The organism is Stenotrophomonas sp. TWI809 (assembly GCF_039673205.1).
Taxonomy (GTDB): Bacteria; Pseudomonadota; Gammaproteobacteria; order Xanthomonadales; family Xanthomonadaceae; genus Stenotrophomonas.
Map to the genome: position 1 here is coordinate 67,503 of NZ_JBDJLE010000017.1, position 22,351 is coordinate 89,853.

The 22,351-nt window shown below is 68.3% G+C and carries 7 protein-coding genes; 3 read left to right on the top strand and 4 right to left on the bottom strand.

Annotation, left to right across the window (positions count from 1 at the left end):
• Window positions 1-20: 20 nt before the first annotated feature.
• The 3 genes from ABE472_RS13425 to ABE472_RS13435 all read right to left on the bottom strand — a co-directional run bounded on the left by ABE472_RS13425 (window position 21) and on the right by ABE472_RS13435 (window position 18,852).
• Entirely contained in the window at window positions 21-17,075 is a 17,055-nt protein-coding gene (locus tag ABE472_RS13425) for a leukotoxin LktA family filamentous adhesin (RefSeq protein WP_346466426.1), read from the bottom strand.
• A gap of 99 nt (window positions 17,076-17,174) precedes the next feature.
• Window positions 17,175-17,930 (bottom strand): SapC family protein, encoded by a 756-nt coding sequence (locus ABE472_RS13430; protein WP_313211953.1) that lies wholly within the window; start codon window positions 17,928-17,930, stop codon window positions 17,175-17,177.
• Between the two features lie 160 nt (window positions 17,931-18,090).
• Entirely contained in the window at window positions 18,091-18,852 is a 762-nt protein-coding gene (locus ABE472_RS13435; protein WP_346466427.1) for an SDR family oxidoreductase, read from the bottom strand.
• Between the two features lie 101 nt (window positions 18,853-18,953).
• On the opposite strand from ABE472_RS13435, the gene ABE472_RS13440 reads away from it, so the two are divergent.
• From ABE472_RS13440 to ABE472_RS13450, 3 genes are all read left to right on the top strand, one after another.
• Window positions 18,954-19,862: a LysR family transcriptional regulator gene (locus ABE472_RS13440; RefSeq protein WP_346466428.1), complete on the top strand. Its 909-nt coding sequence runs from the start codon at window positions 18,954-18,956 to the stop codon at window positions 19,860-19,862.
• A gap of 173 nt (window positions 19,863-20,035) precedes the next feature.
• Window positions 20,036-20,815, top strand: coding sequence for a DeoR/GlpR family DNA-binding transcription regulator (locus ABE472_RS13445; RefSeq protein WP_346466429.1), 780 nt, complete (start codon window positions 20,036-20,038; stop codon window positions 20,813-20,815).
• A gap of 12 nt (window positions 20,816-20,827) precedes the next feature.
• Window positions 20,828-21,976: an MFS transporter gene (locus ABE472_RS13450; protein WP_346466430.1), complete on the top strand. Its 1,149-nt coding sequence runs from the start codon at window positions 20,828-20,830 to the stop codon at window positions 21,974-21,976.
• 22 nt (window positions 21,977-21,998) lie between these two features.
• Here ABE472_RS13450 and ABE472_RS13455 read toward each other — a convergent pair whose 3' ends face one another.
• Window positions 21,999-22,199: a hypothetical protein gene (locus tag ABE472_RS13455; RefSeq protein ID WP_346466431.1), complete on the bottom strand. Its 201-nt coding sequence runs from the start codon at window positions 22,197-22,199 to the stop codon at window positions 21,999-22,001.
• Between the last annotated feature and the right edge of the window lie 152 nt (window positions 22,200-22,351).

Consider the following 22,351-nt stretch of genomic DNA (forward strand, 5'->3'; position numbering starts at 1 on the left):
GGTGTGTTTTCCGTCGTTCATCAGTTGGGCGCCCCGAGGTTGACCGCGCCGCCCAGGGCCGGAGCCACCACGTCGCGGGCGTTTGCTTCATCACCTTCCGCGGGCGCACGGGCGGGTACCGCCATCTCCGGCGACCGGAGATTGAGCATGCGGCCCATGTAGCGCACCGCGCTTTCGCCCAGGTAGGCCGGCCCGGCCTCGAGGTGGTCGCGGTTGTAGTTCGGGCTGTTCACCCGGACCCCATCGTTGAACCGCACCACATAGGCGTCGGTATCCAGCAGGCGGCCATCGGCTGCCAGGTGGAAGCGACGGTTCAACTGCAACAGCTGCGCGTCCGCCGGGCGCAGCAACGGGCTGGTGTTGTCCATCAGCACCTGCAGTGCCGGGGTGGTCAGCCTCATCGTGCGTTCCACCTGGCCATCGGCGATGGCAACGCGCGCCGAGGAGGACGTCAGCTCTGCCTCCATGGCCTGCAGCGCATCGATCAGCCAGGCATCACGCGGCTGAACATCCACCACGATCCGGCTGGCGACACCGTTGCGGTAGCCGGTCAGGGTCGTCGTCAGCAGGCCTGGGCCAGCATCGGACTGGCTTACCTGCGCCTGCACCTCATCGGCGGCCAGGTTCAGGCGGGTATCGACCATCGCCTGTGCCAACGACAAGGTGTCGCGCGCGGCCAGCTGTGCAGACGCCGCCTGCAACTGCCCGCCGGCCAGCGAACCGGCCCGGGCGTCCATGTAGGCCGTGGTACCGGCGCTGGCCCGCCCGAAGCCGATGCTGCCGCCCGCAAGGATGGACTGTGCGGCACCGCTGCGACCGTCATCGAAATGGATATCGCCACCCGCCTGCAGCGCTGCATCGCCACCGGCCTGGTAGAGATCCCATTGCTGGCTGCCGCCGCTGGTGGCCACCAGGTCGCTGCCGGCGCGGGCAGCTTCGATCCGGATATCGCCCGCGGCCTGCACCCGCAGCGCCTTCCCTGCATCCACCTGCCGGCCCTGGACATCCGAGCCGCGCGATGCCAGGGCGATACCGCCGGCCGCCTGCAGGCCGTCGAACCGCAGCGCTTCGCTGGAGGACAGCCCAAGATTGCAGCCCACGTTGAGCGTACCGATGACCAACGCGACACCGGCATCGCCGCGGAAGTTGCAGCCCACGGTCACCTCATCGGCGGAGAGGTCGGTGCCTGCGATCCAGTCACCATCCACACCGATCACCGCCGTGCCTACATCAATGGACTGGCCGGCGCGCAGCATCATCGAACCGTCGACCGCCGCGCTGACGAGGGTGATAGCGCCGCCGGCATCCGCCACCAGGTCACCGCGGCCATCGAAATGCTGGAGGCGGGTATCGCCACCGCTGCCGACCTGGGCGTTGCCGCCGATGCCTGCCCTGCCAACATCCACGTTACCGCCAGCGTTCAGCCCCAGTGACTGCGCGACCGTTGCACTGCCAAGCTGCACATCCGTGCCGCCATCCAGGCGTGCCTGCGCGCCCACTGCGGCATCGTCGATGGCCAGCAGACCGCCAGCGTCCGCGATGAGGTCGCCCTTGCTGGTCAGCTGCTGAATCTGCAGCGCACCAGACGCCTCCAGCTGCATCGCCGCCCCGGAAGACAGTGTCTGCGCCACCAGCGCGGCACCGCTGGCCGCGTTCATTGCGCCCTGCGCCTGCAGTTCGCCAATGCCCATCGCCCCGCCGCTGCGAAGCTGCGCATCGCCGCCGACCGTGGCGGTACGCATCTCCAGCGTGCCGGCCGCGGCAACGTCCAGCGACTGACCGATCACCGCCTGGCCCAGGCGCACATCGGCGTCACCTTCGAGGCGCGCATTACCCCCGGCCACCGTATCGACGATGGCGAGCAGCCCACCTGCCGTGGCGGCCAGATCGCCCCCGCTGCCCAGCTGCTGCACATCCAACGCATCGGACGCCTCCAGCTGCATCGCCGCACCGGAAGACAGTGTCTGCGCCACCAGCGCGGCACCGCTGGCCGCGTTCATTGCGCCCTGCGCCTGCAGTTCGCCAATGCGCATGGCCCCGGTACTGCGAAGCTGCGCATCGCCACCGATCCTTCCTTGGCCCAGGGCAAGGGTGCCGGCGCTGGTCACCACGGCCTCCGCGCCCGCCTCCAGACGGCCGATGTCCAGCGCTCCTTGCGCCTGCATCGCCACCGAGTGACCGGCGACCCCGTGGCCGATTTCGGCAGAGGCCGTCCCCAGCCGGACATCGGTTGCCGCATCCAGCAGATCTACCTGCAGGTGCGCGTCACTGTGCAGCGACAGCGCTCCCGATGCGGCAACCACGTCGCCCACAACACCCCCGTTGGGGAGCCGCAGGTGGATGTCGCCGCGATCGCTGCGTGCCAGGACAAGCCGGCCGACATCGATCGTGAGGGCCTGCGCGTCACTCCCGATTGCCTCGCCCGCCTGCAGGCTGGCCAGCACGTGGCTGCCGCCACCGACATTGACCGCGGCATCCCCATTGGAGTGGATACGACCGTCCGCCTCGAGCATCACGTTGCCGGTGGCCGAGTTGCCGGTCACGGCCAGCTGGCCCACGCTGATATCCGCACTGGAACGCACCGCGACCACCCGGCCAGCACTCAACTGGCTTCCGGCGCCCATCGCGACGCCGCCGGCGTCGATCTGCACGCTGTCGCCGGCGTTGACCTGCGCGCCTGCCGCCAGCGATGTGGCCTGCAGCGATAGCAGCTGAAGGACCTGGTCAATGGCCGCATCCCCCAACTGCAGGCCGCCACCGGCGGCGACATTGGCAGATGCTGCGCGCAGGTTGCCGATGCGGATGTCCCCCATCGGGGCGCTGACAATCGCTTCGCCCGCGGCCTGCACCGAAGCCAGGTCGGCACCGTTGTACCCGGTGGCGCCCAGATCGCCACCGGCCTGCAAACGCACTGCGCTCAGCTTGCCCGCTGTGCTCATCAGCTGCAGGTCGCCCCCCGCGGTAAGCGTGCCGATCGGCATGTCCACGTCGCTGGAAACACGCACCTCGCCCCCTGCCGCGCCATCCAGCCGACCGCCGGCAACGATCCGCAAGGCCAGCGAACCGCCGTCCTCGTCGCGGATGTCGTCGCGCACGGCGAGCTGGATGTCGCGCCCGGTCAGCGTGCTCACGCCCTTCAGGTACGACAGCAGGCTGCCGCCGCCGACGTCCAGTACGACGTCCTGGTTCGCCCTCACCAGGCCGATACGCAGGTTCCCGTTCTGCTGCGCCACGCGCACGTGTTCACCGGCGTTGGCCAGCAGCAGGCGACCGTTGATCTGCACGCGCAGCGGCTGACCATCGTGGCCCATGATGCTGCGCAGGGCGCTCAGGCTGAGGTCCCTGCCGACCCTCAGGATCGCACCGCCCGCACTGCCCCCGGCATCGGTGATATCGCCGTCACTGCCGATGCGTGCATCGCCACCGGCAGCGAAGCTGTTCAGCGCCAGCGACGTGTTGCCGTGCAGGTAGGCATCGCCGCCCACATCGGCATCGATCCCGCCCGTGGCTGCCAGTACCACCGGAGCCGTGCTGCGAATGCGCAGCGAGACCACCACCGCACCGCCGCGCACCTGCTCGGGCGTGAGCACATCGCCGGCCGCGTCAAGCATCTGCACATCGCCCGGCGTGGTCGCAAGCCGCATGGCCAGCATCGCCTCGGCACTGAGGTTGCCGCTGTTCACGTCGGCCAGGCTGACCGTGTATTCCTTGTCCAGGCGGCCCAGGTCATCGCGGGCACGCAGGCTGACATTGCGCCCGATGATCACCGGTTCGGCATTCAGGGCGGAACCGGTGGAGGGTTCCAGCGCATTGGCGTTGAACACGTAGCGCAGCTGGCCCTGGCTCCACTGTGAGTCAGCCGTCATGCCATCAAGAAGTGTGGCCTTGCGTGCCGCGACACTCGCGCTGTCGCCACTGCTGGCGGCCAGCTCATAGCGGTATCCCGCGTTGAAGGACGCGAAGATCGCCTCCTGCTGCCAGCCGGTGCCGAAGGCATCGGTGAACACCGTCCCCAGACGGTTGAAGCGCTCTGCGAGGTAGTCACTTACCCCTGCATCATCCAGGCTGCCGCCCCGCGCGGCTTCCGCCATGGAGCGGAACAGGTTGATGGCAGTGCCACCGGCCAGGTAGCGCCCATCGACGACACTGCCCAGCGCGCGGAGCTGGAAGTACTCGGCGTAGCTGGCGTCGACCTGGCTCTGGTAGCTGACGATCGACTGCTGGCCGCCGCCCTGGAACAGCTTGAGGTTGTCGCGCAGGCTGGCCAGCTGCGCTTCGCTGAGGAAGCTGGACGAGGCGCGCTGGGCACCGCTGTATATCGAGCCCGAGGGTGCCTCGATCAGCACGTCACCGGCCAGCGACTCGATGCGCTGTACCCAGAAGTCGCCGCCGAGGTCACGCAGCGCGATGTCGCCGGTCGCCCGAGCCGAGATGAGCCCACCCTCCAGCACGCCGTCGCTGCGGGTACGCTCGCCGGCATCGACCACCAGGGGCCGGGCGAGCGAGCCGATGGCACCGTAGACGCTGTCCAGGGTGATGTCGGCACCGATGATCGAAGCAGCATTGCCGGTGGCGGCACCTTCAATGTCGTACTTGGCGCGCAGCCACACATCGCCACGGCCGGTGCCACTGCCGGCGCTGATCAGCACCTTGGCTGCCGAATCGATATCCAGCGCGATGTCACCGCCCGCACGGGCCACCAGGTTGCCGGCGGCCACGGTGGCGCCGTTGGCGTTGGTGTAGGACACCATCTGGACATCCAGCGGGTTGGCGGCCTCGCCGGCCTGGGCGCCGACAATGCTGCCGATGCTGCCGGCCGCGTCGAGGGTGAGCTGGTTCGTGATGATCCTGGCGTCACGCGATGCGCTGACGATGCTGCCGTTCTCGCTGGTCAGGAAGGTCCGGCCATCGGTGTTCTTCAGCACCCCATTGATGCGGATGGTCTGGCCGGAGTCGACGTCGAGCAGGCCTGCATCGTTGGCGCTGAAGTTGATGCCGATCCGGTTGTCGGCCTTGGCCGTGTTGGTGACGACCAGCGTGCCAGTGCGCGGGGCGCGCTGGTACCAGCTCGTGCGCCACGTGCCGCCGTCATCGAATTGATTGCTGCCGGGGAAGCCGTAGTTGTAGCGGCAGCCACTTTCGTTCTTCTTTTCGCAGCGGTAGTTGACGCGTGAATTGAGGTTGCTGCCGAAGTCGCCGGTCAGCTGCGACTCGAACACCGCCACGCCGCCGGCCTTGTTGCCGTACGTGACGCCTGAGGTTTCCCACTGCTGGCCGTTGAAGACGGTGTTGTTGTTCCTGTCCACCCAGCGCCAGTTCTCAGCAGTAAGCACGCCGTTATCGGACTGGATGTTGCGCGCGATGCGGGCCGTCTGTGTCCAACGCGCAAACATGCCGGCGCGCGGGTCATAGCCGGTCGTGTTGCTGATGGCCGATACCCCCGGGGCATCCCAGCTCAGGGCATTGACTCCGCCCTGATAGCCCTTCACGTTGCCGTTGCCGTCGCGCAGATACCACGACGCGGTATTGAGCTCACGGTCGCGGATGGTGATCTGCCCGGGCGCCCCGTTGCCGACCAGGATGTTGCCAAGCTGCAGGCCCACATCGGCCAGGCCATTGTTGATGACCACCGAGCCCTTGCCACTGACCACATTGAGCGAGCCGGCGGTGGACGTGCTGACGATGCGGCCATCGAGGTAGATCGAACCGCCCCCGTTGGCCGAAATGTCCGGCACGATGAACTGGCGGTTGAGCGAATCGTACTTCAGGGCGATGCGGGAAGAATCTGCGCCGGACTTCGCCACGAACATGGCAGGCACATCGAAGATGCCCTTGCTGGCCTGGTTGTCCTTGCCGTCGATCCAGGCGCGCAACGCGCTGCTTTCGACCAGGATTGCCGAGTAATCCACCGGCCGGCCCGCCTTCAGCGCGACGTTGACGTCGATGTAGTTGGCCGTGATCTTGATGCCACTGCCGGCGTTCACACCGCTGCCCGTGCTGGGCACCTGGCCAAGGCTGGCGTTGCTGACGTCGTCGGGCTGCGTGTTGAGCACGGTGCGCAGATTCCGGGCATTCACCTTTGGCAGGTAATTGGTGTCCTTGTGGCTGTACCGCGATACCACGCCACCGTCGTAATACTGCCCACCCAGCGCTGAAGCGGTGCAGTCCTTGTCGCCGATGCGATAGCGGCATGCCCCAAACACCAGGATGCTGGGGTTGTTGACGTCGTTACCGGTCCCATACAACAGATAGTCGGTCAAGCTCATGCCGGCGGCGGCGGCCGCTGCGCCGTACTTGGCGTTGGCGATGTATGCCGCGGCGTCATCGGCATTGGTGATGCCCGATGCCACGCTGTGGCGTGCCCACAGCGCGCTCACGACATTGCCGTACCAGTTTGCCGAGCCCAGGTTGTAGCCGACCTCACCGTTGGGCGCATTGATCGTCACGCTTTCGGCGAGCTGCTCGCCCCAGCTCTGGATGTTGCCGAGCGCGTTGTACATGTCCAGGTCGCCACCCGTGACCGAAATCAGCCCGCCCGCACCGATCGCGCCGGTGCCCGTGGCCGCCTCGTTGCGGATGCTCACCAGCGCATTGCTCTGCCCCGGGTTCTGGCTGACGCCGATGCCCACGGCCTGGTTGCTGTTGCCGGTGAACAGCACATTGCCGCCGCTGTACTCCGGCACCAGGATGTCGCCCGCCAGCAGGAGGTTGTCGGTACTACGGTTGGTGATGGTGATCTTCGGCGCGCCCTTGGCGGTGACGGACCCGCCACCGCGGATGTTGCGGCCATACAGGATCACATCGCCGCCGGCCGCATACAGGTCGCCGATGGTGTGGGTATAGAGCGCATTGCCGGCGATCGCATCGAAATCGTGGATGCCCGACGCGTTCAGTCGCGCCTTCAGCGCGCTGCTGAGCTCGCGCTGGGTATCGAACGGCAGCACATCGCCGCCCGCGCCGCTGCTGGTCAGCTTGCCATTGGCATCGATCAGGATGTCCAGCACGTTGTAGCGCCCGGCAACGACGCGGCCATCGATCAGCACATCACCGCGGGTGCTGCCACCACTGCGGCTGTCGCGCACGGTGACCGGAATGAACCCCAACTGGTAGCCGGTGGCGGCGCCATCGGCGTTGCGGAAGACATTCTCACCGTAGGCACCGAGCGACACGAATGCGCCGCTGAGCAGCTCACTACCCGCCGCCAGAGCGGTGCTCGCGTTGCTGTCCACCGTGGAGGACGCCGAGGAATCCGGCACCGCGATCAGCCCGCGGCTGTACCCCTGCGAGACCGCATTGGCGGCCAGCCGTGAGGTCCAGCCATTCATGCCATCCTGGCCGGCGGAGACGAAGGCGTTGTGCAGCGATTCCAGCTTCGCGCCGCGGCCGACATTGACCTGCTGGTCCATCGCCAGCGCCACGTCCGCGTCGGAGATGCCGACCGCGGCCAGCACACCCCAGGTGTTCACCAGGGCGGTGGCACCGATGTCGGTCGCGGCGTAGGTGCCGACGTTGAGCATGTAGCTGCTCTGCAGGCGCGCATCATCGCCGATGTTCACGCGGTTGCCGAGCACCGCATCGGTGCGCGCCTTGACCGCGGCGGCATTGATCGCCCCGCCGGTGGTCAGCCCCGCCCGGTCATCGGTGTTCGCACGGGTGTTTGCCACGATGTCCAGCGCGCCGCCATCGCCCGGCGTCGGTGCGACGCCGGCGCGCAGCAGGGCGCCCTTGCCGATATCGATGGTGCTGCTGCCATCCAGCCGGGTGACCACCTGTGCGGCACTGCCACTGAGGACACCGCCGCCGGCCGCGCTGGCGGCAAGCTCGCTGCCCAGTGTGCCGGTGTAGTTGTTGTCGGTGCGCAGCACCAGCGATCCGGCCGAGACAATCTGGGCATCCTCGTCCACCAGCAGGCCGACGGTCGCGTCCGCACGGTTCTTCACGTCGGCGCCACTGGCGTTGAGTACGCCGGCGCTGGTGCTGTTCGCGCTGCCCGCGTAGTTGCTGTCGTGCAGCGCACGGGCATCAAGGCGACTGACATCCAGCACCGCGTTGCGGCCAATGGACAATTGCGTGGTGCTGTCGGTGTGCGTCGCTGCCAGCGCCGCGTTGCCCGCAATGAGCCCGCCGGTGCCCGCCGTGGCGTTGGCGCGATTCTCGTCCTTGCCGCTGGCGGCGAGCGTGGTGTTGCCTGCGTACAGCAGGCTCCCTGCCCCCACGGTGACGCCGGTGGTCGCCGAGGACCGGGCGTTGGCGTCGACGATGCCGGCGGCCAGCAGGCCCGCCACGCTCAGGCCGGTGGCATCGGCACGCTGGTTGCTGTTGTTGACTGCGCGCATCGCGATAGTGCCGCCGCGCGCGTAGTCGATGATGTTGTTGATGGAATAGGCCTCACCCTGCACCACCACGTCGGATCCAAGCGCTGCCTGCACCGCGTTGGTGCTGGCAGCGGTGGCGAAGGCGCCGGCGCCGGCCAGATACAGACCACCGGAACCGGCGACCGCGCGTGCATCCACGCTCCCGCCGTGGACGCTGGCCAGGATGTCCAGCCCACCGCGGTTGGACAGCACCGCACCATTGCCTACATGGGCGTCCACTTTGGCACGGGAGGTGGCATCAGCGACCGCCGCACCGACCGCCAGGCCGCCGGCCAGTGCAGCACCGAAGGCTTCGGCGGACACCTGCGGGGTGGCCTCGGCATGCACCTCAATGCCGCCACCCACCCCCGATACGCGTGTCCGCTCGCCCAGCCAGGCGCGCACGTCGGAGCCATCGTCGGCCAGTGCGACGGCGGCGCTGACGCCGGCCAACACGCCACCGGCCGCACCCCACGCGCCCGCATGCGCGCCGCCCAGCGAGCTGGCGGCGAAGGTCACGTTGCCAAAGCCGGCCAAGGTACTGTCGTTCTGCAACCACGCCTGGACGTTGGCGTTGCGAGCAGCGGTTGCGACGACCGCACCGGCCGCGAGTGCACCGGCCGCCATGCCGGTGGCTGTCACATCCAGCGTGCTGGCATCGCTGGCACGGACCGCAAGACCCTCGCCCTGGCTGCCTGCCTGCAGGTCACCGGCCACCGTGGCCGTGACCGTCTGTTCCAGGCGCGCCAAGCCGATGGCCGCGCCGACGCCCACCAGGCCGGCACCGCCGGCATAGACGTCCAGACCAGCGGCCTTGCCTGCGCTGCCGTCGCCGGCGTTGGCGAGCACCGCGATGGAGCCGGCCCGCGTGCTGTTCGCCGCCAGTACCGCCTCGGTGCTGCCATACAGGCCGGTCATGCCGAATGCGCCGCCCACGCCCACGCCACCAGCGCCGATCCCACCGACGGTGTTGCTGCTGCTCATCAGGGTCTGCGCGCTCACCTCAAGCGCGCGTGCCTGCACGGTGCCACCGCGGATGCTGGCGCTCACCAGATCGCCACGTCCCTGCAGACTGCCGATGTCCACCTGGGCGCGGCTGTTCAGCGCGCCGGCGCCCTGCGCCCCCAGGGTGCCGTCCAGCGCGGCGGCGTCGATCTTCTGGCCAGTGCCCAGCTGCTTCAGGCTGGCAAAGGTGCCACCCAGTTCCGTATCACTGTCACCGCGGTCGCCAATGCCGGCCAGCAGCAGCCCGGCAGCGCCGCCGATGCCGGTGGTGGCGCCCACGCCAGCCGTCACGGTGACCATGTCCACCGCACGATCGGAGACGGCATTCACATCAACGCTGCCCGTGGTCGACAGCGTGCTGTCTTCCACGGTGGCCTTGACGGTGCTGCCAAGAATGGCCACCGAAGCGCCGGCACCTACACCGCTGCCGGCGATGCCCACGCCCACCGCACCGGAGTACGCGGACAGCCGCAGGATATCCTCGGCCACCACCGCCATATCGGTGGCATCCACCGAGGCCTGGGTGACCAGCGCACGGGTGTCGTTCTGCAGCAGGTGCACCTGTGCCATGCCGGCGATGCCGGCGGCGCCGGCACCCGCGCCACTCACCGCCACGCCGTTGAAATCCGAACGGCTGTGCGCGTTCACGTCGAGGTCGCGTGACACGGAAATGTGGGTCACGCGCGCACGTTCGCCCACCTGCGCCAGCGTGGTTGCAGTGCCCATGTTGACCAGCGCGGTGCCGGCCACCGCCGCGCCCCCCCCGACCGCGCCTGCGCCGCCGACCAGCGAGGCGGCGTTATCGCTGTTGGCGTTGACCGCCAGGGAGCCCGCCCGCAGGGTGCCGCCCAGCACGCTTGCACGGGTATCGGTGGTGAAATTGTTGACCACGCCGGTGGCAGCGCCGCCGGTCAGGCCCGCGGCCGCGCCGACCACGATCGCCAGCGCGTTCTGGCTGGCATTGGCCTCCACGGTCACCGCGTCGGCGGCCGACACGGTGGCGCCCTCGATGCTGGCGCTGGCATGGCTGTCGAACAGGTTGGTCGACAGCGCCCCTGCGCCCGAGAAGACGCCCGCGCTGGCGGCGATGCCGGCCACATAATTGGCCGAGGCCACGTGATGGCTGGCGCGCACATCCACGCTCTGCTCCGCTGCGGCGAGCCCTGCGCTGTCCTGGTCGGGGTCGCTGCTGGTGCCCAGCCCATGCTGGTTGATCCGTGCGTCCTTGATGATCGCGGTGGTACTGCCGGCGATGTCGTTGACGGCCGCCATTACCGCTACCGCACCACTGGCGATCGGGGTGGTACCCAGCGCGCCACTGACGCCGATGGTCCTGACCTGCTGGCGCGTGGCCGCATTGACCGCGATGCCATGCACGTCGATATGGCCGGTGCCCAGGTCCACGGTATCGAAGGCCATGCCGGCGGCGTCGGTACGGGTGCTGTGGGTATTGCCCGCCGTGCGCCGGCCACTGTCCACGCCTGCCAGCGCATCGCCCAGGCCCAGCGCGGTCACGGCAGTTCCGGCACCGGTGATCGCCGCCTCGGTGCTGCCATCCACCAGGTTGACGACGGTACCCAGGCCGATGCCCGCGTTGACGCCCCCGCCGATGCTGCCGGCGTACACGTCAATCTGCTGCGCCTGGGCGGCGAGCACGCCGACGTTGTCCTGTGCCAGGACATTGGCGCCTGCTTCAATCCGTGCCGAGACGGCGCCCTTCATCCGGTTCACCGCCACCGACGCTGCGCCACCGACCGCGCCGCCGCCGCCCAGGCCAGCAGCCACGGTGCGGATGCGGTTGCCCTGACCGCCGGCCTGTCCAGAGGCATCGGCCTGCACCAGCAGATTGCGGACATCCAGGTCCAGCGCACTGCCGGCAACCACCGCTGAGGTAGTGCCGCCGATATCGTTGTAGGCCACTGCCGCGCCCACGCCCACGCTGCCGCCGACCGCTGCGCCACCCGCCAGCGAATCGATGCTGCGCTCGTCACGGGCGCTCACCTTCACATCGGCCAGCGTGTTGTGCAGGCTGGTGTCACTGAGGCTGGCCTGCGTATCGGAATGGATCAGGTTGGTGGTGACACTGCCGGCCACCGCTGCCGTGCCCGCCCCCGCCACGGAAACGGCTGCCGTGCGCACCAGGCTGCGGTTGGCCGCATCGATGCTCAGCGCGCTGGCGCCGCCCAGCGTGGCATTCTCCACCACGGCACGGGTACGGCCGCCGATGTCGTTGACGCTGCTGGCTGCGCCGATGCCTGCCGTCCCACCGGCCGACAGCGCGCCCCCCAACGAATAGGCCGCACCCGAGGTGTCGGCGCTGACGGACACCGCACCGGTGATGCCACTCCCCTGCCCCGTGACACCCCGCAGGCGGGCCTCGGTGAGGGTGTCGATCAGGTTGGTGGTGTTGCTGCCGGCAATGGACGCGGTGCCCCCCAGCGCACCGGCAATGGCCAGTGTCTTGGTGGTGGCGGCCGACGTCGCACTGACATCCAGCGCAGTACTCACCTCCAGCGCGGTGCCGTCCACCTCGCCCAGCGTGGTATCGCCGATGGTGGCCACGTTGATCGCCGCGCCGATGGCGGCGGTGCCGCTGCCGGCAACCGCACCGGCCAGTGTGTGGATACGCGATTCGTTGCTGCCGGCCACCTGCACGATGCCTGCCTGCACGCTGCCTTCCCGCAATGCGGCCTCGGCATGATTGTCGATCATGCTCCAGCCCACCGAGCCTTGAATGGCGACATTGTTGGCTGCGCCTGCGGCAACCGCACCGGACAGGATCCTGGCGGCGTTGGCGGCCTCGAGGTCGACCCGGCCGGCGCCAGCGGTCAGCTGCGCATCATCGACCAGCGCCAGCGTGGTATTGCCGATGTCATTGATGGTCAACGCCGCACCCACGGCGACCTTGGAGCCCAGCGTTGCCGCCCCCGCCAGCGCGCCGATGAAGGATTCATCGCGTGCCTGCAGGTGGATGCTGCCCGCGTTGAGCTGTGCGCCATCCCGGGGCACCTGGCCCTGCGCGTCCGCCAGGCCACGACCGACCAGCACCGAGGTGGTGTTGCCGATGGCGTTGTAGGACGCACTGCCCACCCCGGTGAAGTTGCCGGTGCTGCCGCCGATGCCGGCACTCACTGCCAGGATGTCGGACTGGTCACTGGCCGTGAGCGCAATGCGCCCGGCGGTGAGCGTGGCATCGTTGACCGAGACGGTATGTGTGTTGTTGATGGTGTTGTAGGCGAAGGCCACGCCGGCATTGTTGCCACCCACCTGGACCATGCCGGCAACAGCGATGATCGAGCTGCGGCCATTGTTGCGACCCGCCGCATCCACCCGCGTATCGTCAGTGCTCGCGGTATCGGCATTGGCATCCACCTCGATGCTGCCGATCCCGGTGCCACAGTAATCGACCGCAAAGCCCGAGCCGCAGCCGTCACCGGTGCCACGCACGTCGTCGATCGTCGCCGTCCCGGCGAAGGCTTCAATGTCACCACTGGCAGTGATGCGGCTGCCGCCGTCAATGCTGGCGGCGGTCTGGCTGGCGATCTGGTTGACCAGCACCGAACCGGCGATCGCCACGCCGTCGCTGCGCGTGGACGCCCCTCCACTGGCGGCCGCCGCCACGATCCGGGATGCATCGGCCGCACGCACGCGCACGTCCTGTACGCCTTCGATGTCGGCGCCACTGACTGACGCGCGGGTGCTGTCGCCCACTTCGGCATACGTCACTGCCGCCCCCAGGCCGGCCTTGCCACCCGCATACAGTGCGCCCCCCCCGTTGGCGATCTTCGAGGCGTTCACGGCCTTGACATCGACATCTGCGGCCGCGCCGCCCATGCCGCGGAGGCTGCCCCCGACGATGCTGGCGGCCGTGTCGTTGTGGGACATCGCCACGGTCGCCGAGATCGCGCCGGCACCGGCCGAGCTCTGGTTGGAGGAGGCATTCACGCCCACGCTCAGCCCGACGTTGACCTGTTCGCTTTCGTTGCGTGCGGTCACCGTGACATTGCCGGCATCCTCCACGGTACTGTCACGCAACTGCGCGGTCGTCGTGTTCTGGATGTCACCGTAGGCCACGCCACCGGCCAGCGAAGCGCTGCCCTGGGTGTTGTCCGAGCCGGCCGCGGCCACCGACAACGCGCCGCTGACGCTGACCAGCAGCGTCTGGTTGGTCGCGTCAAGATCCAGCTTCAGGCCGTTGCCGCTGTTGTCCTTGATCACGGCCGAGCTGATGTCTGCCTTGGTGTTCTGCCGGGCACGATTCACCGTCGCACTACCGGACAGGGCGATGCCGAACTTGGGTTGCGGCGTCTGCGCGCCCTGGCCCTGCCCCGGTGCTGCATTCCCACTACCCAGCAGGCCCTTGGCCTTGTCGAAGTACGCGGTCAGCCCGGCGCTGCCGTTGCTGTCGGCCTTGTTGGCCATGCCTTCCAGCGCGGTCACCTTGCCGAGCGCACGGGTCTTGAGTGAATCCAGGAAGCCGGGATTCTCCGCGTTCTGCTTTGCCGCCAGCTCGTCCTGAGCCTTCTGCAGCTGTTCGGACGAGCTCTTGGCAACTGCGCCGGCGGCGGCCACCGCACCGGCCAGGCCACCGCTGGTGGCGTTGACCGCCAGCTCACCCGTGGTGATCGCGCCGACCGGCGCCGTGCTGCTGCCGGTCGCGAAGGCTGCAGGCACCGCACCGATGAAGGCGCGGGTATCGGTATCCAGCTGCTGGTAGGCGACGCTGGCCCCCACCGACACACTGTCGCTCATCGCAACCGCGCCGGCCACGGACCACACGAACAGATCTTCGTCGGCACGTACGCCGACCGTTGCGGCGCGGATGTCGGCACGGTTGCTGATCCCCGCCAGCGTGGTGCTGTCCAGGTCCAGCGCGGTGGCGGTTCCGCTGACACCGATGCTGCCGCCCTGGCCTGACTGCAGCGCCAGCGCCACCACGGTTTCCTTGTTGTCGGCCTGCACTGCCAGGCTGCCTGCACCGGCGTCGACGCGGACGCCATCATGGAGGATCGCTGCCGCCGTGTTCTGGTAGTCGATATAGCCGACGCTGCCGCCCAAGGCAGTTCCGCCGTTGCCGACGTTGCTGTCCTTGAGGTTCTTCAGGGCAAGATCACCCGCCGCGTGCAGACCGGTGACATCGGTGTTGGCACGCACGGTGGCGGTGGCGTCAAACGTCCGGCCGCGCGCAGCGCCGGCATGGTCCTCACCTTCCAGTGCGGCGCTCCACGCTGCGGTGCTGGTGTCGCGGGTGGTCAGCGAAGCACCGGCGGCGACATCGGTACGTGCGCTGTTGGTCGCCTTGAACCAACTCACCGCGCCCCCGATGGCCACTTCCTCGGCCGAGCCGCGCGCCGCCGCGTACGAGGCGAACAACTCCGATGGGTCGGTGATCAGGTCCTTGGCGGCGGAGATCGACGTCTTGAACGCGTCGAAGCTGCTGAAGTCCGGGACGGCCCCGGTGAGCGCACTGAAATCCCGAGGCAGGCGCACATCCGACGACAACCCGATGCGTTGCGCCGAGAGCTCAGCCGAACTGCCCACCAGGGTCCGTGCCTCATGGGTGAGGTTGGCGATGTTGACCGCCCCGGACAACGCGAACGCCGAACCATCCGCGCTCTTGCCCTTGGCCAGCACATTGCTCATCGCATGGTTGCCGATCTGTGCATCGGTTACCTGGCTGTCGACCACGATCGCGCCGGCGCTGTCGATGGTCGTACCGGCGCCGATACTGGCGGTGGCCGCATGGTCGCCGTCGACAACGCTGATCGCCCCGCCGAGGCGGAAGGGCGACGCCGTGGTCGGTGTAGTGGCCGGCGGCGTGCTGCCGCCGTCCTGGCTGCCGGTCAGTTTGGCGATGGCGCCACCCACGCCGGCGCCGGCCAGCGACTGCGCCACGCTCATCAGGCCATCGCTGCCGCTGCTGATCGCTTCCACCTGCTCCTGGCCGGGCAGCGGCTCGCTCTTCGGGCCGGTGATCAGCGTGCTGGTCTTGTTGAGGCGGTTGATGCTGGCCGCCTGCACGGTGACGTCGCCTGCCGTGGTGCGGGTGTCGCGGTCCAGGCGCGCTTCGGCCGCGATATCCTGCAGACTGATCGCGCCAGCCAGGCCGACCGCGCCATTCTTGTCGGCGCGCGCCGTGGCGGAGGTGTCCAGAGAGACCGCGTTGACCGCCGAAACGTTGACACTGCCGGCCTGCAGTGGCCCACCCGCTTCAATCACCGCGCGGGTGTCAACGTTGACATTGCTGATCGCCGCCGTGAACGCAGCGGCCGTGTTGTTCACCGCGAACGATTCGGCCGCAAGCTTCAGCGTCGTATCGGCATCGGCCTTCACCGCCACGTCGCCGCCAGCCGCAAGGGTTGCGCCCGAACGCACGATGGCTTCCGTGGTGGCGTTGATCTGCGCGTACGCCGCACCGAGGCTGAGCATGTGCTTCTTCGGAATGCTGTTGCCATTGGCATCCTTCACGGGATCGCCGTTGGCATCGGTGACGACATCACCTTTCTCGTACGCCTTGCCGGCCGCCGAGTTGTCGATGGCCTGGCGGGTGCTGGCATGCAGCGTAATGTCGTCGCGCGCGTCCAGTACTGCGTTGTCCTTCACCTCTACCCGCGCCGTGGTGGCGCCATGCAGGAACGAAATCTGCTCACCCAGCAGCTTGCCCGCCCCCAGGTTCACCAACGCATCGCCGAGGTCCGTGAGGGTGCTGGAGTCGGTGACGCTGTTGACGAGATCGGCCTTGAGCTCGTCGAATACCGCACCGTCCTTGTCGTAGCCGGAATCGATGACCGCAAGCGCGGTCAACTCGATATCGTCCGCCGCCAGACGTGCGTTGCCGCCCACCGTTACCGTTGCCTCGGCACTGCGCACACCCAACCCGGTATCGGAGATCGCCGCCGCGCGAAGTTGGATCCGGCCGCCCTCGTTGACCAGTACCAGCGGCTGCGAGGCGCCGGTATTGACGGCCGCCTCGATGCCCTGCAGATCGCCATTGGCATCGCGCGGGCCGGCCTGTACGAACAGCGTGCCGGTGACATCAATGGCCCTGGCCTGTACGCGGATGCCGTTGCTTGCATTCACCGTCCCGTGCAGCGCCACCGTCTTGTCGGTGAGTTGACCCGGCGTCAGCGTGCCGTACATCAGGGCATCCAGGCCCTTTCCGGCGTTGAGGATGTCGTCGGCCGTGGCGCGGTTGGCCGTGGCCACCGACAGCGAGCCGACATTGAGCACGCCACCGTTGCCGACCAACAGGCCATCCGGGGCGACGAAGAACACCTTGCCGCCCACCGCATTGGTCGACTCCAGCACGCTGTTGAGGTTGCCGTTGATGTAGGCACGCGCGTCGGTGACCAGGTTGACCAGGTTGTGCACCTGTTGCTGACCCTGGGCGGGCAGCACAAGATCAACGGTCTGGCCGACGTCCACCCCGAATTCGCGGAAGGCGTTGAAGGCGACCTGGTTGCCGGCGGCCCCCTTCACTGTACCGGTGGTCACCTTCCAGTGCAGATCGTTGCCCTGGCGGGTCACGCGGGTATCGGTGCGACCGTCGGTGACCATCGCACTGCCGTCATCGCCGGCAATCACGCTGCCTGGCAACGCCAGCCCCAGCACGGAGCCGATGGCCACGGCCAGGCCCGCAGGACGCAGGCGGCGTTGCGCCGGGGGCACATGACGCACGCTGGAGGACGGGCAGGACGAAGGGTCGCGATGGTTCATGGCAGGCTCCGGGCAGTGGCAGGCGGGGCAACCGCGGGCCAGCAAGGGTCGCGGCAAGGCAGGCGTGCCTTGCCGCTCGGTGGCGTTACTGGAAAGGGATCAGTGCGTTGCGGCAGCGGCTGGACGGCTGTCCAGCGCGCGGCTGAGCAGCTCGACATTGCCCAGCGAAAGCAGATGGGCGTAGATCAACCCGAGGTCGCCCGAACGCGCCAGATCCTGGAGCGCCTTGCCCTTCAATTCGCGCAGCTTCTGCTCATCGACCACAAAGAAGCCATCCAGCGAGAAGCCCTCGCCCAGCGCGGTCTGCACGTTCACCTGCCGCGGCACCAGCAGCCCATGGCTGGCCAGCGCCGCACTGAAGGCACGCGTACGCGCCAGATGCACCTGGTATTCCTGCAGGAACTGCAGTGCGTTGCTCAGCAGCGGGCTGTCCTTGCCCTCGTCATCGAACAGCGGCGCACCTTCCTCGCCACCTTCGCGGATGCCCGCATATGCCTCATCCAAGCACACGGTGAAGTCGCTGCCCTTCTCATCGCGTTCGGCAAGCACGAAGGGATAGCGGCGCAGAAACGCCGGGACATAGGCCCCTTCGGCCCAGCTGCCCTGCTCATCGACCATCAGGTTCTGGCCGGCGCGCAGGCCCAGCAGTGCGGCCGGCACCACCGCGTCGGCGCTGCTGCCGGCGAACAGGATCGGGTACTCGCGGGCGACCGGCGCGAATTCCACGCAGGCCAGCGGGACGGAATTGAGCGCGGCGGCGAAGGCAAAATCGCCCGGGGTCGCCACCACCCGATGGTTGCGATGGGCAACGCGGTTGAGCTGGATCGGACGTTCGTAGATGAGCAGCTGCTTCATGGTGGTTCCCCCTGGAGTGATCAAAAAGTGTCCCTTGCCAAATAACCGTGGAAAACAGGCCACTCCCATCAACCCACCGGCTATTCATCACACTTTTTTAATGAATCCGTTCATAAACAGCTGCCGCCCGGCCATGGGGGTCATGGCCGTGACGACCCCCTCAGACGAACATGCCGCCCGAGGCTTCCACGCGCTGCGCAGTGATCCACGCGGTCTGCGGCGACAGCAGCGCCACCGCCACCGGGCCGATGTCATCGGGTTTGCCGGGGCGGCCCATCGCGGTGACCGAGGACACCATCGCATTGACCTGCGCATCGTCGCGCACGCGCCCACCACCGAAGTCGGTTTCGATCGCGCCCGGGGCGAGTGTGTTGGCACTGATGCCACGTGCGCCCAGTTCCTTGGCCAGGTAGCGGGTGAATACCTCGATGCCGCCCTTCATCATCGCGTAGGCCGAGCTGCCCGGCAGCGAGAAACGCGCCAGCCCGCTGGACACGTTGAGAATGCGGCCGCCATCGGCGATCAGCGGCAACAACGCCTGGGTCAGGAAGTACGGGCCCTTGAGGTGCACGGCGACCAGCGCGTCGAACTGCTCGACCGTGGTGTCGGCGATCATTGCGTGCAGGCCTTCGCCGGCGTTGTTGAGCAGGCCCTGCAGCTGGGTTTCCCCCCATCCCTCCAGCACGCGGCGGACCTGGCTGGCGAATGCGGGGAAGCCGGCGCTATCGGCCATGTCCAACGGAATCGCGGCGGCGTGGCGGCCCAGTGCTTCGATCTTGGCGACCACGTCCTGCGCGGCATCGGCCTGGCTGCGGTAGGTGAGGACGATGTCGGCGCCATCGGCGGCCAACGCGAGGGCGGCGTTGCGGCCGAGGCCACGGCTGCCGCCGGTGATCAGGACGACTCGGGTTGCGTGGCTCATGTCAGTGCACCTGCTTGGGGAGTGGGGCCAGCGTATTGATATTGCCGTGCGGCATAAATCAGTGGATGCTGATTTGACTGTCCAGACATTGCGAACAATCCATGGATCGCCTCGATCACCTGCGCTGCTTCCTGCGCGTCGCCGAACTGGGTTCGTTCACCGGGGCGGCCGACAGCCTCGGTTTGCCCAAGGCCAGTGTCTCCCTCGCCGTTCAGCGCCTGGAAGCAGAGGTGGGTGTGCAGTTGCTCCACCGCACCACGCGCCGTGTGCAGCTGACCGCCGATGGCGCCCAGTTCCAGACCCGCGCGCACGATCTGCTGCACGACATGGACGACCTGCAGGGCATGTTCCGGGTGGACACCAGTCAGTTGAAGGGCCGCCTGCGGGTGGATATGTCCAGCGGACTGGCCCGCCAGCTGGTGATCCCGCAGTTGCCGGACTTCCTGGCCCAGCACCCCGGGGTGGAAATCGAACTGAGCGGTACCGACCGCCGGGTGGATCTGATCCGCGAGGGCTTCGACTGCGTGCTGCGGGTCGGGCCGCTGGATGACAACACCCTGGTCGCCCGCCCGCTCGGGCAGCTACGGATCATCAACTGCGCCAGTCCCGCGTATCTGGCGGCCCGCGGTACGCCCGCCACGCTGGACGATCTCGCCAGCCACGCCCTGGTCCACTATGTCGGCACGCTGGGCCAGCGCTCACCGGGGTTTGAGTATCACGACGGCGAGGCCTATCGCAGCCTGCCGATGGGCGGGGCGGTGACCGTCAACAGCGGGGATGGGTATACCGCTGCGGCGCTGGCCGGGCTGGGCATCATCCAGGTGCCGCTGCTCGGCGCGCGCCCGGCGCTGACCGCAGGAACGCTGGTGGAGATCCTTTCCGGGCTGCAGGCTGAGCCGATGCCGGTGACGCTGCTCTATGCCCAGCGCCGCCACCTGCCGCGTCGCGTCGCCGCCTTCATGGACTGGGCGGCAGCGGTGATCCGGCCGGAACTGCTCCCTGCCCTGTGACGCAACAGCGCGGGCGCGGCGAAAAGGCGCACATTGACGCACACTCATGCAGATTACCGCGCACAATCGCGACGATTCTGGTAAAGTATCGGGCCACTACAAGCAGTACCACGCACGAATGCGCATGATCAGGCATGTCGGCATGGTGCTACCCGGCCTGACCGAGGTTACCCATGACCACCCAGGACGCCCTGCCGGGCGAACGCCAACAGACCATCCTGCGCCTGCTGCGCGACCACGGCCGCGTCATGTCCGCGCAGCTGGCCATCGAGCTGCAGGTCTCAGAAGACTCGATCCGCCGCGACCTGCGCGAGCTGGCTGCGCAGGGTCTGTGCCGCAAGGTGCATGGCGGCGCACTGCCGACGGCCCCGGCGTTCCCGGCGTTGGCCGAGCGCCACGAAAAGGACCATGACCGCAAGCGCGCGTTGGCACGGATCGCGGCGGCCCAGGTCCTGCCCGGGGAGCTGGTCTTCCTGGACGCCGGCTCGACCAATACCGTGATCGCCAGCTGCCTGCCCGAGCACCAGGGCCTGCGGGTGGTCACCAACGCGCCGGATATCGCGTTGGCCTTGATGGCGCGTCCGGGCATCGAGGTCAGCCTGGTCGGCGGCCGCATGGACCCGCGCATCGGCGCGACGGTGGGGGCGCAGACACTGGAAGCGATCCGTGCGCTGCGCGTGGACGTGTGCTTCGTCGGCACCTGCGCGGTGGATGCCGAGGCTGGCATCTGGGCAGTGGATGGCGAGGAAGCAACGCTCAAGCGCGCCCTGCTTGCCGCCAGCAGCCGCTGCGTGGTGGTCGCCACCAATGACAAGCTCGGTGCACAAGCCTCACACCGCATCGGCGATGTGGACCAGATCGATCTGCTGGTTGTCGAAGCCGATGCCCCGCCCGCCCAGGTGGTGGCGTTCGAGCGTCGCGGTGTCACCCTCCAGCGCGCTGCGCAGCACTGAGGCCCGAATTCCATGTCGACGCTTTCCGCTCCTTCGTCCCTGCTTGCCCGCAGCCAGCAGCACGCCACCCGCGCAGCCTTCTTCCTGCCCGGCTTCGCCACCGCAGCCTGGGCGCCGCTGGTCCCGTTCGCCAAGAACCGCACCGCCCTGGATGAAGGGTCGCTCGGCCTGGTGCTGCTGTGCCTGGGTGCCGGTTCGCTGCTGGCGATGCCGATCGCAGGCATGCTCGCTGCGCGCCACGGCTGCCGCGCGGTCATGATCGCCACGCTGTTGATGGTGATCGCCACCCTGCCCCTGCTCGCCGTTGCCCCTTCGCCGCTGACCCTGGGCCTGGTGTTGTTCGTGTTCGGCGCCGGCGTGGGTGCCTGCGACTGCGTGATGAACATGCAGGCGATCATGGTCGAGCGCGACAGCGGCCGGCCGATGATGTCCGGCTTCCATGCCTTCTACAGCATCGGCGGCGCGGTCGGTGCCGGTGCGATGACCGCTCTGCTGGCGTTCCACCTGCCGCCGTGGCTGGTGTGCCTGCTGGCCTCGGCGGTGATGGCCGCCCTGCTGGCACTCTCGCTGCCGTACTGGCGGACCGACAAGGCACCCAGCGATGCGCCGATGTTCGCGGTGCCGCATGGGGTGGTGCTGGCGATCGGCGTGCTGTGTTTCGTGGCGTTCCTGGCCGAAGGCTCGGTGCTGGACTGGAGCGCGGTGTTCCTGCATGAAGTGCAGCACGTTGATCCCTCCCGCGCCGGCCTCGGCTATCTGGCCTTTGCCATCGCGATGACCATCACCCGGCTCGTCGGCGATGGCGTGGTGGCCAAGCTCGGCCGCCATCGTTCGATCCTGATCGGCAGCCTGGTGGCGGCATCCGGCTTCGCCCTGGCAACGTTCGCCACCTGGATGCCACTGGCACTGTGCGGGTATGCGCTGGTCGGCCTGGGCTGCGCGAACATCGTTCCGGCGCTGTTCTCGATGGCCGGCAACCAGAAGGTCATGCCGGAGAGCCTGGCCATCCCGGCAATCACCACGCTCGGCTATGCCGGTGTGTTGGCCGGCCCGGCGCTGATCGGCTTCGTCGCGCAGGCCAGCAGCCTGGTGTTCGCGTTCAGCGCGGTGGCAGTGACGCTGGTACTGGTCGGGCTGTGCGCGCGGTGGGTGCGCGCCTGAGGCCGCCCAGGCCGCTCAGACGCTAGCGCCCGTAGCGCGCGAGGATCACCAGCGCCAGCAGCGCGATGGCGCTCAGTACCAGCACCAGCAGGAAGACCATGCGATAGCGCGCGGCCTTGCCCTGTTCGCGGCGCAGGCGCTGGCGGTAGGCCGGGTCACGCAGAAAACGGATGGGGCTGATCCTGAACAGCGGCGCCAACAGCAGATCGATCACCTCGAGCATCCCTGTCTCCTTGGGCGCCCGGGCCACCGGCGCTGCGCCAGCGTTGCACGCGGCAAGGCCCCGGGCAACCCCGCTCAGCCTCGCAGCACACGCGCAACCTGCCCCTGCCCGCTCAGGACCGCCGTACGCATGCACCCCCTTCCCGCACGCCG